Raw genomic sequence first — 14,733 nt, forward strand, 5'->3', positions numbered from 1 at the left:
GTTTTTAGATTGAAAAATGCTATTAACTTCTCGGGTTTTTATGGATTAGAATCGACGGGCTTTGTAAATCACACGCGGGTATTATTGATGACCTGCATATATCAGGGGACTGCCCAGTGGCGCGGATAACTAAAATCTCGATCACGCTCTGTGCTTTACTGTTTACATCACTCACGTTAACGCCAGCGGCAAACGCCTCTCAGCAGGCGCGGCAATCTGCTGTACAAAAAAGCCATCTGGTAAAAGCCACAGAACGTAAGAAAAAAACCACCACGAAGAACGTCAAGAAAAAATCTACCGCTCAGACTAAACAAACCGCTTCCAGCAAAACGAAAACAAAATCTTCCCGCACTACCCGCACCGCCAAAAATAAAGCTTCGCAGACCGCCGCTAACCTCGTTACAGAAAAATGCATTACCCGTAAAGGCCATAAAGCAAAATGCACGAAGGTAACGAAACTGGCGGACGTGCATAAAGTGCGTGTGCAAAAAGCGCAAAAAACCGCGATGAATAAACTGATGGGGCAGATTGGCAAACCTTATCGCTGGGGCGGAAGTTCGCCGCGTACCGGTTTCGACTGCAGCGGCCTCGTCTATTACGCCTATAAAGATCTGGTTAAATTCCGTATTCCACGTACCGCCAATGAGATGTATCACCTGCGTGATGCGTCGCCGGTTAACCGGGGTGAGCTGGAAAACGGCGATCTGGTCTTCTTCCGCACGCAGGGTCGCGGTACGGCTGACCATGTGGGCGTCTATGTCGGCAACGGGAAATTCATCCAGTCTCCGCGCAGCGGTCAGGACATTCAGATCACCTCGCTCAGCGAAGATTACTGGGTACGTCACTACGTTGGCGCGCGTCGCGTCATGACGCCAAAAACCATTCGTTAATCCCTGCCCTGCCGCATCGGCGGCAGGGTAAGTTCCTCTTTTGCATACCCTTTCAATTTGCTATCCTGTCCTTGTTGTCTGTAGGGTTATTGGCAACACAAAATACAATAAGGAGAGAAGCAATGTCGTTCGAATTACCTGCACTACCGTATGCAAAAGACGCCCTGGCACCGCATATTTCTGCGGAAACCCTGGAATATCACTACGGCAAGCATCATCAGACGTACGTCACTAACCTGAACAACCTCATCAAGGGCACCGGTTTTGAAGGCAAAACGCTGGAAGAGATCGTTCGCAGCTCAGAGGGTGGCGTTTTTAACAACGCGGCTCAGGTGTGGAACCACACTTTCTACTGGCACTGCCTGGCGCCGAATGCCGGCGGCGAACCTGCCGGTGAACTGGCAGCCGCCATCAACGCCGCCTTTGGCAGCTTTGCGGAGTTTAAAGCGAAGTTTACCGATGCAGCCATCAAAAACTTCGGTTCTGGCTGGACGTGGCTGGTAAAAGAGGCGGATGGCAAACTGGCTATCGTGTCCACCTCTAACGCGGGCACCCCGCTGACCACCAGCGCTACGCCGCTGATGACCGTGGACGTGTGGGAGCATGCTTACTACATTGATTACCGCAACGCGCGCCCGAACTACCTGGAGCACTTCTGGGCACTGGTTAACTGGGACTTTGTCGCGAAGAACTTCGCCGCGTAAGAGACACGCAGAAGGGGTAACCCTTCTGCGTTTTTGCTTATTCAGCCGTGCAAACCGCTTCAGGCTGTTTACGGCCGGACATCATCACCAGCAGCAGGCCAAGCGCGGCAATAATCGCCCCCATCACCGGCACAAAACTGTACCCCAGACCGCCTGAAATCACGGCGCCTCCGGCGGCGGCACCCAGCGCATTGCCGAGATTGAACGCCCCGATATTTACGGAAGACGAGAGGCCCGGCGCCTCATGGGCGACGCGCATCACGCGCATCTGCAGCGGCGGCACCACGGCAAAGGTAGCGGCTCCCCAGACGACCATCGCAATCGCCGCGCCGAACTCATTCCGCGCCAGCCACGGGATAGCGACCATAATGACAATCAGCAGGGTTAAAAAGCCCTTCAGCGTGCCGCTCACGGAACGGTCGGCAAATTTTCCGCCGAGATAGTTGCCAATCGAGAAGCCGACGCCAATCAGCACCAGCATCGCGGTAACGAAGAGAGGCGTTGCGTGGGTGATATCGTGCAGCACCGGTGAAATATAGGTGTAGAGGGTAAACATTGCCCCTGCCCCCAGCACCGTGGTGAGCAGCGCGAAGAGTACCTGCGGGCGCATCAGCACCGCCAGCTCTTTACGCACTTCCGGACGTTCTCCGGCGCTGCCTTTCGGCAGGGAGAAGAACAACGCCACCATCGCGACCACGCCCAGCCCGGCCGTTGCCAGGAAAGACATCCGCCAGCCGATCGCTTCACCCAGCCATGTCGCCGCCGGTACGCCGCCGATGTTGGCAATCGTCAGCCCCATAAACATGGTCGCCACGGCGCTTGCCTGCTTGTGTTTTGGCACCACGCTTGCGGCCACGACCGAGCCCAGCCCAAAGAACGCGCCGTGGTTGAGGCTGGTCAGAATGCGCGACAGCATCAGGGTAGTGTAGTCCGGCGAAATGGCCGAAAGCACGTTGCCCAGGGTGAAAATCGCCATCAGGAAAATCAGCGCATTGCGGCGCGCGCGGTGCGAAAGCAGAAGCGTCATCAGCGGCGCCCCCACCATCACGCCGATGGCGTAGGCGCTGATTAACATCCCGGCGGCCGGGATCGAGACGTCCACGCCCCGGGCGATGACAGGCAGTAACCCCATCGGGGAGAATTCAGTGGTGCCAATCCCAAAAGCGCCAATCGCCAGGGCCAGCAGGGGAAAATTGATTTTCATGCGTCAACTCCGGATGCCGTGTCATGTAGTGACACAGAACAAAGAAGCGGAAAGCATGACATCAATCACAAAAAATGAGAAGTTAACAAAATGGCAAAAGATTTTTGCCAGGGAAGTAACAATCGGGACGTTCGGGAGGGAGAAGGCTCTCCCCCCGCGTAAATCAGTGCAGCGCAGCCGTCAGGCCAGCCGCCACAATCAGCGCCAGCACAATAACGGTGGTGAACAGCGAAAACTTCAGATCGGAACTCATCAATTTTTCTCCTTTTAATCCCCCCACGAAAAGTGAGCTTGCTCATTTTTGCACAGTTTACGTCAAAAATCTTCCATGATTTAAGCTGATAAACACTTTACCTCTTCCCCTTTTCATCAAGATAGGCCAAAATTCCACGCTAAATTTATTAGCGTACCGGCCATTGACCCCCTCCTGACGTCCCGTGTCGTTTTCCCGGCGTGCCGCAATCCAAAATTGCGTGATAAGGGTGAGAGAAGGCAAACGTTTACCTTCAAGTTTTTCAGGAGCTTAGGATATGGTCTGGAGTGACATTTAATGGCAACAATTAAAGACGTAGCAAAACGCGCAAACGTTTCCACTACAACCGTATCACATGTAATTAACAAAACCCGCTTTGTGGCGGAAGAGACGCGCAACGCCGTCTGGGCAGCAATCAAAGAGCTGCACTACTCCCCGAGCGCGGTTGCGCGCAGCCTTAAGGTTAACCACACCAAGTCTATTGGTCTGCTGGCGACCAGCAGCGAAGCGGCCTATTTTGCCGAGATCATTGAAGCGGTAGAGAAAAACTGCTTCCAGAAAGGCTATACCCTGATTCTCGGCAACGCCTGGAACAGCATTGAAAAACAGCGCGCCTACCTGTCGATGATGGCGCAAAAGCGCGTGGATGGCCTGCTGGTGATGTGCTCTGAGTACCCGGAATCCGTGCTGTCGATGCTGGAAGAGTATCGCCATATCCCTATGGTGGTGATGGACTGGGGCGAAGCGCGCGCGGATTTCACCGATTCGGTTATCGATAACGCCTTCGAAGGCGGTTATATGGCGGGCCGTTATCTGATCGAACGCGGCCACCGCGAGATTGGCGTGATCCCGGGTCCGCTGGAACGCAACACCGGCGCGGGCCGCCTGGCCGGCTTTATGAAAGCGATGGAAGAAGCGCTGATTTCCGTGCCGGAAAACTGGATCGTGCAGGGTGACTTTGAGCCGGAATCAGGCTACCGCGCGATGCAGCAGATCGTCTCTCAGCCGCACCGTCCAACCGCCGTCTTCTGCGGGGGGGACATCATGGCAATGGGCGCGCTCTGCGCTGCCGACGAGCTGGGCCTGCGCGTCCCGCAGGATATTTCCGTAATCGGGTATGACAACGTGCGCAACGCGCGCTTCTTCACGCCAGCGTTGACCACCATTCACCAGCCGAAAGATTCGCTGGGTGAAACCGCCTTCAATATGCTGCTGGACAGGATCGTCAACAAGCGTGAAGAGTCGCAGTCCATTGAAGTTCACCCTCGCCTCATCGAACGCCGTTCCGTTGCGGATGGTCCGTTCCGCGACTATCGTCGTTAATCTCATTGCGGAGCCAGTCAGTCTGGCTCCCGCAGCCACTCCCGGTTAAGCGTTTCGCTGTCCCCCAGATATTCCAGAAGCCAGGCCATGGCGGGCGAGACATCATTTTGTTGCCAGGTGAGGCAGCAGGCCGCATCCGGGAACGGATTCTCCAGCGTCAGCTCAACCCACTCGCCGGTGTCGATGCGCGGACGCGCAAAATGAACGGGCACCATCGCAACGCAGAGCCCGGCGCTGAGGCACGTCGCCGACGATTCCCAGTCAGGGGCCACCACCCGCCGCTGGTTATCTAAAAGCCAGGTAATACGCTTGGGCAGCGAGCGGGAGGTATCCTCCAGCACCAGCGACGGCCAGCTGCGCAGCGTATCGTCGCTCAGCGGCCCTTCCATCTTCGCCAGCGGATGATCGCTTGCCACCACGCATTTCCAGCTCAGCATGCCCATATCGCGAAAGGCGTAACGTCCACCGACCGGGATCGCCTGGGTCGCACCAATCGCCATCTCTGCCCTGCCGTCCGCCAGCGCATCCCAGACGCCGTTGAATACCTCCTGCGAGACGCGCAGCTCGACGTCAGAAAAATGACGGTAGAAATCGACAATCATCTGCCGGGTGCGTTCGGGCTTAACGATGTTATCCACCGCGATGGAAAGGTGTCCCCGCCAGCCGTTCGCGATCTGCTGGCACTGCTCGCGGGTGATCTGCATTTTTTTGATAACAGAACGCCCTTCCTTCAAAAACCACGCCCCTGCGGGCGTTAATTCCACATCGCGATGCCGCCGTTCAAACAGCGGAACCGCCAGCCACTCCTCAAGCTGTCGCACCGTGTAGCTGATGGCCGAAGGGACGCGGTGCAACTCCTGCGCCGCCCCGCTAAAGCTGCCGTTACGCGCGACAGCATCGACCACTTCAAGAGAATAATCTGACCACATTTTCTGCCTGCAAAAAATTTGAATGCACCCGCCAAATATTAGCGTTTCACAAGCGTCTTTGCACTCCCTACACTCAGCGCCAACGTATACCTGCCTCCTCAGGAGAATAAAACAGTGCAACCCAGGAAAGGTTTTTTAGTCTGGCTCGGCGGCTTAAGCGTGCTGGGCTTTTTGGCCACCGATATGTACCTGCCGGCTTTCGCCGCCATGCAGGAAGATTTGCAAACCCCTGCCGCCGCCATCAGCGCCAGCCTGAGTTTGTTCCTCGCCGGTTTTGCCTTCGCGCAGCTGCTCTGGGGACCGCTTTCGGATCGCTTTGGGCGTAAACCGGTGTTGCTGCTGGGGCTGGCCATTTTTGCCGTGGGCTGCCTGGGGATGCTATGGGTGCGCGATGCCACCTGGCTGCTGGTGCTGCGGTTTGTTCAGGCGGTCGGCGTCTGTGCCGCGGCCGTGACCTGGCAGGCGCTGGTCACCGACTACTACCCGGCAAACCGCACAAACCGTATTTTCGCCACCATTATGCCGCTGGTGGGGCTCTCACCGGCTCTCGCCCCGCTGCTGGGCAGCTGGATCCTCGCGCATTTCGACTGGCAGGCCATCTTCGCCACGCTGTTTGCCATTACGCTGGTGCTGATGCTGCCGGCGTTCGCCCTCAAGCCCGCGCATAAAAAAGAGGCGCACGCAGACGCGAAGCCGATTACCTTCACCTCCCTGCTGAGCGCTAAGGCGTATCGCGGCAACGTTCTGATCTATGCCGCCTGCTCGGCGAGCTTCTTCGCGTGGCTGACCGGGTCGCCCTTTATTCTGCACGATATGGGCTACAGCCCGGCGGCCATTGGCCTAAGCTACGTTCCGCAGACCATCGCGTTCCTGGTAGGCGGTTACGGCTGTCGCGCGGCGCTGCAAAAATGGGAAGGTCAGCAGATGCTGCCGTGGCTGCTGGTGCTCTATGCGCTGAGCGTCATCGGCACCTGGGCCGTTGGCTTTATTCCGGGCGCGGGTCTGGCCGAAATATTGATTCCATTCTGCGTGATGGCCATCGCGAACGGGGCGATTTACCCTATCGTTGTGGCGCAGGCGCTGCGTCCGTTCCCGCAGGCGACAGGCCGCGCGGCTGCGCTGCAGAACACCCTGCAGCTGGGGCTGTGCTTCCTGGCAAGCCTGGTAGTCTCCGCGCTGATTGCCACGCCGCTGCTGACGACGACCAGCGTGATGCTGGTCACCGTTGCGCTGGCGGCGTTGGGTTATCGCATGCAGGCCGCCGCGCAGCGCGCGCAGGATAAGAGCACGCAGGTGGAAACCTCGCATGCCTAATCGCGTCAGAAACTATGTTAATTTTCAGTGATTAGGTTGCTAAGCATTTTCTATTGAATCACCAAATTTTGAGGCCTATACTAAATTTGGCTCGATTAAATACGATAAATATTAAGTGTTAACGGGAGCCGGAGCGCTCCCGTTTTACCATGGAAGGCATTTCGGCAAGGGTTATCTCCCTTCCTCTGTTCTACGTCGGATACTAGCCTCGCGGTATTTACCGTGAGATTTCTCACAAACCAAAAAAAGCGTCTACGCTGTTTTAAGGTTCTGATCACAGTAGGGTGATGGAGAAGCTATGAGTTCATCGTGTATAGAAGAAGTCAGCGTTCCGGACGATAACTGGTCCCGGATCGTCAGTGAACTGTTGGGACGTGCGGGCATTACAATTAATGGCTCATCCCCCTCCGATCCTCAGGTTAAACATCCCGATTTTTTTAAACGCGTGTTGCGGGAAGGATCGTTAGGCCTGGGAGAAAGCTATATGGACGGCTGGTGGGAGTGCGAACGGCTGGATACCTTCTTCGCCAGCGTGCTGCGTGCCGGTCTGGAAAAACAGCTCCCCCGCAATCTAAAAGACACCCTGCGTGTCGCCTCTGCCCGTCTGTTTAACCTGCAAAGTAAAAAACGCGCCTGGATCGTCGGCAAAGAGCATTACGATCTCGGCAACGATCTGTTCAGCCGCATGCTGGACCCCTTCATGCAATACTCCTGCGCCTACTGGAAAGAGTCGTCGACGCTTGAAGAGGCTCAGCAGGCCAAGCTGCGCCTGATTAGCGAGAAATTGCAGCTTCAGCCCGGTATGCGCGTGCTGGATATCGGCTGCGGCTGGGGCGGGCTGGCCTATTTTATGGCGAAGCACTACGGCGTCAGCGTCGTCGGCGTCACCATTTCCGCTGAACAGCAAAAAATGGCCCAGGCACGCTGCCAGGGGCTGGATGTTGATATCCGGCTGCAGGATTACCGTGACCTGAACGAACAGTTTGACCGCATCGTTTCCGTGGGCATGTTTGAGCACGTCGGGCCGAAAAACTACGATACCTATTTCGAGGTGGTGGACCGTAATCTGAAACCGGACGGCATCTTCCTGCTGCACACCATCGGCTCTAAGCGGACCGACAATAACGTCGACCCGTGGATCAACAAATACATCTTTCCGAATGGCTGTTTACCGTCCGTACGCCAGATTGCCAACGCCAGCGAATCCCATTTCGTGATGGAAGACTGGCATAACTTCGGCGCGGATTATGACACCACGTTAATGGCGTGGCATGCACGTTTTCAGGAAGCCTGGCCTGAAATTGCGGACAACTATTCTGAACGATTCAAGCGGATGTTTAGCTATTATCTGAATGCCTGCGCGGGGGCGTTTCGCGCGCGCGATATTCAGCTCTGGCAGGTTGTTTTCAGCCGTGGGATTGAACACGGCCTGCGGGTCGCACGCTAAAAAAATAACCCCGGACAGCCGGGGTTATTTTTTATTCTTCTTCTACAGCGTTAATTATTGCGGCTTCTTTTGCGGCCAGCACGCGCTCAACGGTATCGACAACCGCCTGGGTTTGCGGATCGATTTCGATATTCACGCGATGCCCCAGTTTTTTCGAACCCAGCGTGGTGCGCTGCAGCGTCTCGGGAATTAAATGCACGCAAAAACGGGTTGGCGTCACTTCTCCCACCGTCAGACTAATCCCATCAATGCCAATAAACCCTTTATAGAGGATGTATTTCATTAATGACGGATCCTGCACTTTAAACCAGATTTGACGGTTATTTTCCGACGTCACGATTTTCGCCACTTCCGCGGTGGTCATGATGTGCCCGGACATCAGATGGCCGCCAATCTCATCGCTGAACTTCGCCGCCCGCTCAACGTTGACGGTGTCCCCTACCACCAGCTCGCCCAGGTTGGTAATACGCAGCGTCTCTTTCATTAAATCAAAGCTAATCTGGTTGCCATTAATTTCGGTGACGGTCAGGCAGCAGCCGTTATGGGCAACCGAGGCGCCGGTTTCAATGCCATCAAGCATATATTCCGGCAGCTCTACAACATGAGTACGAAAATTAGGTTTTTCATCAATGGACACCACTTTGGCGGTGCCCTGCACAATACCAGTAAACATGCTTACAACTCCTGTTTTTTCCGGACGGTGGTGACACCGTTTAATCCCACCACAATAACAGTTGGAAAAACAGGTTGCCAGCGGAGCGCATTTTCTGGCGATTTTTTCACTAGATAAATAGCTAAAGCCCGCTACAATAGCTGGCACCCCCCTGCATTTTCTTCTTGCTGCCAGTTACGGCGGCTTTTTTAGTCTCTCATATAACTACAAAATAAAGGTGTTCACGTGCAGAAGTACATGAATGAAGCGCGCCAGTTATTGGCACTGGCTATACCAGTGATCGTCGCGCAGGTGGCCCAGACCGCAATGGGATTTGTGGATACGGTAATGGCGGGTGGCTACAGCGCCACCGATATGGCGGCCGTTGCCATCGGCACGTCAATCTGGCTGCCGGCCATCCTGTTCGGCCACGGTCTGCTGCTCGCCCTCACGCCGGTTATCGCTCAGCTTAATGGCTCGGGTCGTCGCGAGCGTATTGCCCATCAGGTCCGCCAGGGTTTCTGGCTGGCAGGGTTTGTTTCCGTGCTGATTATGGTCGTGCTCTGGAACGCGGGCCATATCATCCGCGCTATGCACAATATTGACCCGGCGCTGGCAGATAAAGCCGTGGGCTATCTGCGCGCCCTGCTCTGGGGTGCGCCCGGCTACCTCTTCTTCCAGGTTGCACGTAACCAGTGTGAAGGGCTGGCGAAAACCAAGCCCGGCATGGTGATGGGTTTTATCGGCCTGCTGGTGAATATTCCGGTGAACTATGTCTTTATCTACGGTCATTTCGGCATGCCGGAGCTGGGCGGCGTCGGCTGCGGTGTGGCGACGGCTGCGGTTTACTGGGTAATGTTCTTCAGTATGATCGCCTATGTGAAACGCGCCCGTTCAATGCGCGATATTCGCAACGCAAACAGATTCAGCACGCCGGACTGGAGCATCATGACGCGTCTGGTACAGCTAGGCTTGCCGATCGCGCTGGCCCTGTTCTTTGAGGTGACGCTCTTTGCCGTGGTTGCCCTGCTGGTCTCCCCGCTGGGGATTGTTAACGTCGCCGGACATCAGATTGCGCTCAACTTTAGCTCCCTGATGTTCGTCCTGCCGATGTCGCTCGCGGCGGCGGTGACGATTCGCGTTGGCTTCCGCCTGGGACAGGGCTCCACCCTGGATGCGCAAACGGCCGCGCGTACCGGGCTGGGCGTCGGCGTCTGTATGGCCATCTGCACGGCGCTGTTTACGGTGGCGCTGCGCGAGCAGATCGCCCTGCTCTATAACGACAACCCGGACGTGGTGGCGCTGGCCTCGCACCTGATGCTGCTGGCTGCGGTGTATCAGATTTCTGACTCCATCCAGGTGATTGGCAGCGGCGTATTGCGCGGATATAAAGACACGCGTTCGATCTTCTTTATTACCTTTATCGCCTACTGGGTGCTGGGTCTGCCGGCTGGCTACGTGTTGGCGCTGACCGATCTGGTCGTTGATCGTATGGGGCCAGCCGGATTCTGGATGGGCTTTATCATCGGACTGACGTCGGCGGCGATCATGATGATGCTGCGCATGCGCTTCCTGCAGCGCCAGCCGTCAACGGTAATTTTGCAGCGCGCTGCGCGTTAAATATGCAGTAGCCGCCCGCTGGCGGCTACTTTCTCTTCACTTTGCGCGGTAATGAAGCAATCGCGTGAAATCAGAGAGAAAAATGCATTTTCCCTCTTGCCACCTCGGTGCTGTGCCGCTAATATTCGTCCCCGTTGTCATCCACAACACGTTGCGTTCATAGCTCAGTTGGTTAGAGCACCACCTTGACATGGTGGGGGTCGTTGGTTCGAGTCCAATTGAACGCACCATTCTGCGTCCGTAGCTCAGTTGGTTAGAGCACCACCTTGACATGGTGGGGGTCGGTGGTTCGAGTCCACTCGGACGCACCATTTCAGTCCTGAAATGGTGCAAATTCTCTCCTGTTAGCCTGAATTTTCTTAATCCCTTATTTTCATCATTATTCTCCTGCTACGCTTTTCTTATGGAAAAAAAACAGGAAGCGCGTCAATGAAGAATATCGCGATTATCGGCTCCGGCCCCACAGGGATTTACACCTTTTATCATCTGCTAAATAACAGCACTCCGCTCTCCGTATCCATCTTCGAACAGGCCGATGAAGCCGGCGTGGGCATGCCCTATAACGACGACGATAATTCCCGGCTGATGCTGGCGAACATTGCGAGCATTGAAATCCCGCCCATTTTTATGACCTACCTCGACTGGCTTAAAGAACAGAGCGACGCCCATCTGGCGCGCTTTAAGGTTGATAAAGCCCGCCTGCATGACCGGCAGTTCCTGCCGAGGCTCCTGCTGGGAGAGTATTTTCGCGACAGCTTTCGTTCAATCGTGAAAGAGGCAAAAAAGCTGGGGTTCCAGGTGACGGTTCATGAATCGGCAAAGGTAACGGACATCATCCCCTCGACAACCGGCGTCACCCTTTCCGTCAACGACACCACCTTGGCCGATCGGTTCGACCTGGCGGTGATCGCCACCGGCCATGTCTGGCCGGATGAGGAGGAAGCCACGCGCACGTTCTTCCCCAGCCCGTGGTCGGGGTTGATGGACGCCAGCATTCCCCCTTGCCGCGTGGGCATTATGGGAACCTCGTTGAGCGGTCTGGACGCGGCTATGGCGGTGGTGATGCAGCACGGTGAGTTTCGTGACGGTAAATTCATCCTCGACAAGGGCAGCGAAGGGTTAAACATTACGCTGATGTCACGAACGGGCATTCTGCCGGAAGCCGATTTTTACTGCCCTATCCCTTATGAGCCGCTGTCGGTATTGACCGAATTCGTGGTTGAAAGCGAGATAGCCAAAGGATCGGACGGCCTGCTTGACCGCATATTTTCCCTGATGGTGAAAGAGCTCGAGCTCGCCGACCCGGCGTGGTGCGAGAAAATTTCTCTGCGTAACCAGGATGCCGACAGCCTTCGTGAGGCGTGGTTTGAGGATCGTAAGCGGCACGGGCCCTTTACCTGGGCGGAAGAGAACCTCAGCGAGGTTGAGCGCAACAAACGCGAACGGCGCACCGTGGCCTGGCGCTATACCGTCCTTCGGCTGCATGAGGTGGTTCAGGAGATTGTGCCCCACCTCAACGAAGAGGACAGAGAGCGCTTTAAGCAGGGCCTCGCCCGCGTGTTTATCGACAACTATGCCGCCATCCCGCCGCAGTCTATCCGCAGGCTGCTTGCGCTTCGCGAGGCCGGCATCATTAGCGTAGCGGCGCTCGGCGATGATTACACGCTTGATGCCGGCAGCGATCGGACGGTCATTACCACCAATGAGACCGTTTATCGTTTCGACGTGTTTATTGATGCGCGCGGACAAAAGCCGCTCAAAACAAAGGACCTGCCTTTTCCGACACTGCGTAAACAGCTGGCAGAGACGGGCGACGAGATACCCGACGTTGGCGAGGATTACACGCTTAAAGCGCCTGAAACGGTTCGCGGGCGCATCGCTTTCGGCGCAATACCGTGGCTAATGCACGATCGTCCCTTCGTTCAGGGGCTGGCGGAGTGTGCGGAGATTGCAGAGGCGATGGCGAAGGCGGCTGAAAAACCTGCTTCGGGGAGACGGCGTCGGTTACCGTACGTGGAGAACTGACAGGGCTTCCATGCCCTGCTATCGGTGATTACTCGAAGAAGACCTCCGGGTTTTCCGACAGCGATACGAACGTTTTGGTGTTCTTATCCAGGGCAAGGATTTTGCCGCTTTCAATGTCGTATACCCAACCGTGCAGTCGGATGGAGTTATTACGCAGGCCCACCGCGACGGACGGGTGGGTCTTGATGTTGCTCAGCTGCGCAAACACGTTCTCCTGCACCATCGCATTTACTTTATCGATAGGCGTGTCCCAGCTTTTCTTCTCTACCACGGCCTTTGCCGCGTCGGAATAGCGCAGCCAGTGCGATACGGCAGGCATCGGCTCCAGGTTGGCGTTATCGGCAATCGCCTTCATCGCGCCGCAGTTGGAGTGGCCGCAGATCACGATGTCGGTCACGCCCAGCGCCAGCACCGCGTACTCGATAGTTGCGGAGACGCCGCCCGGCTCCGGCCCGAAAGGCGGAACAATGTTGCCAGCATTACGAATGACAAAAAGCTGTCCCGGCTCTTGCTGGGTGACCAGTTCAGGAACCAGACGGCTGTCGGAGCAGGAGATGAACAGCGCTTTGGGATTCTGGCTGGACGCTAAACTGCGAAAGAGCTCTTTACGTTGCGGGAAAATCTCTTTTTGAAAGCTGAGAAAACCTTCAATGATATGTTGCATAGCAATTTCTCTTTTATCTGTTTTCGTTTAGGTATGATCGCGATCACACTCGTAAAGTTTACCCACCGTACTTTACCTGAGACAAGCAATATATTTCTGGCCCGACCGCTGCACGATGTCGTCGGCGTTCGCCGGGATGTTCTGCCCTTCAAACGCGCCGTAAAGACGGGCGAACGATCTTCCCGCCAGGCGCCGGGTAACGTCCTCAACCGTACGGGCAGGCAGCGGGAGCATATTCGGGTAGCTCCACATAAACGACACGGCATCTTTCCCCGGCGTGACCTGCAAAATATCCCCCGCCAGCAAAACGCCCTCGCCCTCCTGCCAGTGCAGCACCGTTCCGCCCGCAAAATGGCCGCCGAGACGCAGCAGCGTGGCCGAGGGCATAATCTCCAGCGCATCGCCATCCCAGAAGTGAATCGCCGGGCTGTTGCGCATCACCCATTCGCGGTCGCTGGCGTGCAGATAGACCGGCGCATCGAAAGCCGCGGCCCACTCCTGCATCGTGGTGTAATAGTGCGGATGCGAAATCGCAATGGCGTGAAGGCCACCGAGCGCGGTGATGAGCGTTTGGGTTGCGGGATCAAGGTTGGCAATGCAGTCCCACAGAATATTGCCGTGTGGAGTGCGCAGGAGCAGCGCTCGCTGGCTAATTGCAAAGGACGGTACCGTTTTGATACTGAACAGCGCGGGCTCCAGCTGCTGCCATTTGTTCGCGTGCGTGGCCGTCACCGTCGCGTAATCAATCCACGCCTGACCGCTGGCAGGGACATACTGGCGTTCGTCCTCGCAAATCGGACATCTCTCCGGCTTTCCGTCATAGGAGGTACCGCAGGTTTTACAGAGTGTAATCATGAGCGCTCCTCGGTGATAAAGCACTGAGTATGGCAGGGATTATCCTTATGTGCTGCGAGGTACATTGCCGGCGTTTTTTACCCTATACTGTGCCAGTATCAAAAACCGAACAGAGCAGGTGCAACATGGAAATTGATCTCGATAACTTAGTTTTTAACGGACTGGATGAAGCGGAAGAGCGTAACGCGGAACGTCTGGACGACGCGGACAAGAAAGCGCAGGCGGTTGTTGCCGACGACGACTGCGGTGATGCCTGCAAGATTTGATAAAAAAGCACCGGTAAACCGGTGCTTTTTTATTACTTTTTCAGCCCGTCAATGGCCGCCTGAGCGCAGGCTTCATCAAGATGACCGCCCGGCGCACCGCCGATGCCGATCGCCCCAATCACCTCATCGCCTTCTTTTACCGGCAGTCCACCTGCCAGCAGCAGGAAGCCTGGAATATCACGCATATTCTGTGCGCCCGCATTGCTCTGCGCCGCTTCCATCACTTTGCCTGACGCATTCTTTGCGCTAAGCGCCGTAAACGCTTTCATTTCGCTGGCTTTTACCGTGTGAGGACCGGCGTTATCCATACGCTGCACCGCTTTCACCACGCCCGCACGGTCAACCACCGTAACCGCGACCTGGTAATTTTTCGCTGCACAGGACTGAATGGCGGATGTTGCCAGCGCGTTAGCCTGCGCCAGAGAGAGATTCTTTTGGGTCAACGTCTCGGCCTGCGCGGCCAGACTTACGCTACCCGCGACCAGTGCCGCAACCATCATTACTTTTTTCATTGCACTTCCTCGAGTGTTGTTTGACATCTCAAAGGTTACTTAACTGCACAACGAAACGTAATTCGGTTCATTACG

Annotated in this window: 15 protein-coding genes and 2 tRNA genes; 10 read left to right on the plus strand and 7 right to left on the minus strand. The window is 56.0% G+C overall.

The window, feature by feature from the left end:
• Positions 1 to 116: 116 nt before the first annotated feature.
• Both UTO39_RS04425 and sodB read left to right on the plus strand, forming a co-directional pair.
• On the plus strand, positions 117 to 890 hold the full coding sequence (locus UTO39_RS04425) for a C40 family peptidase (RefSeq protein WP_061098433.1): 774 nt from the start codon (positions 117 to 119) through the stop codon (positions 888 to 890).
• 122 nt (positions 891 to 1,012) lie between these two features.
• Positions 1,013 to 1,594, plus strand: a complete 582-nt coding sequence (gene sodB, locus UTO39_RS04430) for a superoxide dismutase [Fe] (protein WP_061098434.1) — start codon at positions 1,013 to 1,015, stop codon at positions 1,592 to 1,594.
• Between the two features lie 37 nt (positions 1,595 to 1,631).
• Here the strand turns inward: sodB and UTO39_RS04435 are convergent, their stop codons facing one another.
• Together UTO39_RS04435 and UTO39_RS04440 are read right to left on the minus strand one after the other, a co-directional pair.
• On the minus strand, positions 1,632 to 2,798 hold the full coding sequence (locus UTO39_RS04435) for an MFS transporter (RefSeq protein WP_320726575.1): 1,167 nt from the start codon (positions 2,796 to 2,798) through the stop codon (positions 1,632 to 1,634).
• A 163-nt stretch (positions 2,799 to 2,961) separates the two neighbouring features.
• Positions 2,962 to 3,051 carry a YnhF family membrane protein gene (locus UTO39_RS04440; RefSeq protein ID WP_020688313.1) on the minus strand — a complete coding sequence of 30 codons (90 nt, stop codon included), beginning with the start codon at positions 3,049 to 3,051 and terminating at the stop codon, positions 2,962 to 2,964.
• A 297-nt stretch (positions 3,052 to 3,348) separates the two neighbouring features.
• Between UTO39_RS04440 and purR the strand changes: the two genes are divergently transcribed.
• On the plus strand, positions 3,349 to 4,374 hold the full coding sequence (gene purR / locus UTO39_RS04445) for an HTH-type transcriptional repressor PurR (protein WP_320726576.1): 1,026 nt from the start codon (positions 3,349 to 3,351) through the stop codon (positions 4,372 to 4,374).
• A 17-nt stretch (positions 4,375 to 4,391) separates the two neighbouring features.
• Here the strand turns inward: purR and punR are convergent, their stop codons facing one another.
• A complete protein-coding gene (punR, locus tag UTO39_RS04450; protein WP_253541701.1) occupies positions 4,392 to 5,303 on the minus strand; it encodes a DNA-binding transcriptional activator PunR in 912 nt (303 codons plus the stop codon).
• A 114-nt stretch (positions 5,304 to 5,417) separates the two neighbouring features.
• Between punR and punC the strand changes: the two genes are divergently transcribed.
• A complete protein-coding gene (punC, locus tag UTO39_RS04455) occupies positions 5,418 to 6,617 on the plus strand; it encodes a purine nucleoside transporter PunC (protein WP_151413256.1) in 1,200 nt (399 codons plus the stop codon).
• Between the two features lie 298 nt (positions 6,618 to 6,915).
• Entirely contained in the window at positions 6,916 to 8,064 is a 1,149-nt protein-coding gene (gene cfa, locus UTO39_RS04460; protein ID WP_320726577.1) for a cyclopropane fatty acyl phospholipid synthase, read from the plus strand.
• Positions 8,065 to 8,095: 31 nt separating this feature from the next.
• Here the strand turns inward: cfa and UTO39_RS04465 are convergent, their stop codons facing one another.
• Entirely contained in the window at positions 8,096 to 8,737 is a 642-nt protein-coding gene (locus UTO39_RS04465; RefSeq protein WP_061098440.1) for a riboflavin synthase, read from the minus strand.
• 225 nt (positions 8,738 to 8,962) lie between these two features.
• Between UTO39_RS04465 and mdtK the strand changes: the two genes are divergently transcribed.
• The 4 genes from mdtK (at position 8,963) to UTO39_RS04485 (ending at position 12,361) form a co-directional block, all read left to right on the plus strand.
• A complete protein-coding gene (mdtK, locus tag UTO39_RS04470) occupies positions 8,963 to 10,336 on the plus strand; it encodes an MdtK family multidrug efflux MATE transporter (protein ID WP_320726578.1) in 1,374 nt (457 codons plus the stop codon).
• Positions 10,337 to 10,489: 153 nt separating this feature from the next.
• Positions 10,490 to 10,566: transfer RNA gene (locus UTO39_RS04475), tRNA-Val, on the plus strand.
• A gap of 4 nt (positions 10,567 to 10,570) precedes the next feature.
• Positions 10,571 to 10,647 (plus strand) — tRNA-Val (locus UTO39_RS04480).
• 118 nt (positions 10,648 to 10,765) lie between these two features.
• On the plus strand, positions 10,766 to 12,361 hold the full coding sequence (locus tag UTO39_RS04485; RefSeq protein ID WP_320726579.1) for an FAD-NAD(P)-binding protein: 1,596 nt from the start codon (positions 10,766 to 10,768) through the stop codon (positions 12,359 to 12,361).
• Positions 12,362 to 12,389: 28 nt separating this feature from the next.
• Here UTO39_RS04485 and UTO39_RS04490 read toward each other — a convergent pair whose 3' ends face one another.
• Both UTO39_RS04490 and UTO39_RS04495 read right to left on the minus strand, forming a co-directional pair.
• Positions 12,390 to 13,025 carry a carbonic anhydrase gene (locus UTO39_RS04490; protein WP_320726580.1) on the minus strand — a complete coding sequence of 212 codons (636 nt, stop codon included), beginning with the start codon at positions 13,023 to 13,025 and terminating at the stop codon, positions 12,390 to 12,392.
• A 72-nt stretch (positions 13,026 to 13,097) separates the two neighbouring features.
• Positions 13,098 to 13,880, minus strand: coding sequence for an MBL fold metallo-hydrolase (locus UTO39_RS04495; RefSeq protein ID WP_320726581.1), 783 nt, complete (start codon positions 13,878 to 13,880; stop codon positions 13,098 to 13,100).
• 125 nt (positions 13,881 to 14,005) lie between these two features.
• Here UTO39_RS04495 and UTO39_RS04500 point away from each other — a divergent pair, with 125 nt between their 5' ends.
• Positions 14,006 to 14,146: a hypothetical protein gene (locus tag UTO39_RS04500; RefSeq protein ID WP_061098445.1), complete on the plus strand. Its 141-nt coding sequence runs from the start codon at positions 14,006 to 14,008 to the stop codon at positions 14,144 to 14,146.
• A gap of 32 nt (positions 14,147 to 14,178) precedes the next feature.
• Here UTO39_RS04500 and UTO39_RS04505 read toward each other — a convergent pair whose 3' ends face one another.
• Positions 14,179 to 14,658 (minus strand): heme-binding protein, encoded by a 480-nt coding sequence (locus UTO39_RS04505; RefSeq protein WP_061098446.1) that lies wholly within the window; start codon positions 14,656 to 14,658, stop codon positions 14,179 to 14,181.
• Positions 14,659 to 14,733 lie beyond the last annotated feature (75 nt).

The sequence above is a fragment of the Enterobacter sp. 118C5 genome (genome assembly GCF_034107645.1).
Classification (GTDB): domain Bacteria; phylum Pseudomonadota; class Gammaproteobacteria; order Enterobacterales; family Enterobacteriaceae; genus Enterobacter; species Enterobacter nematophilus.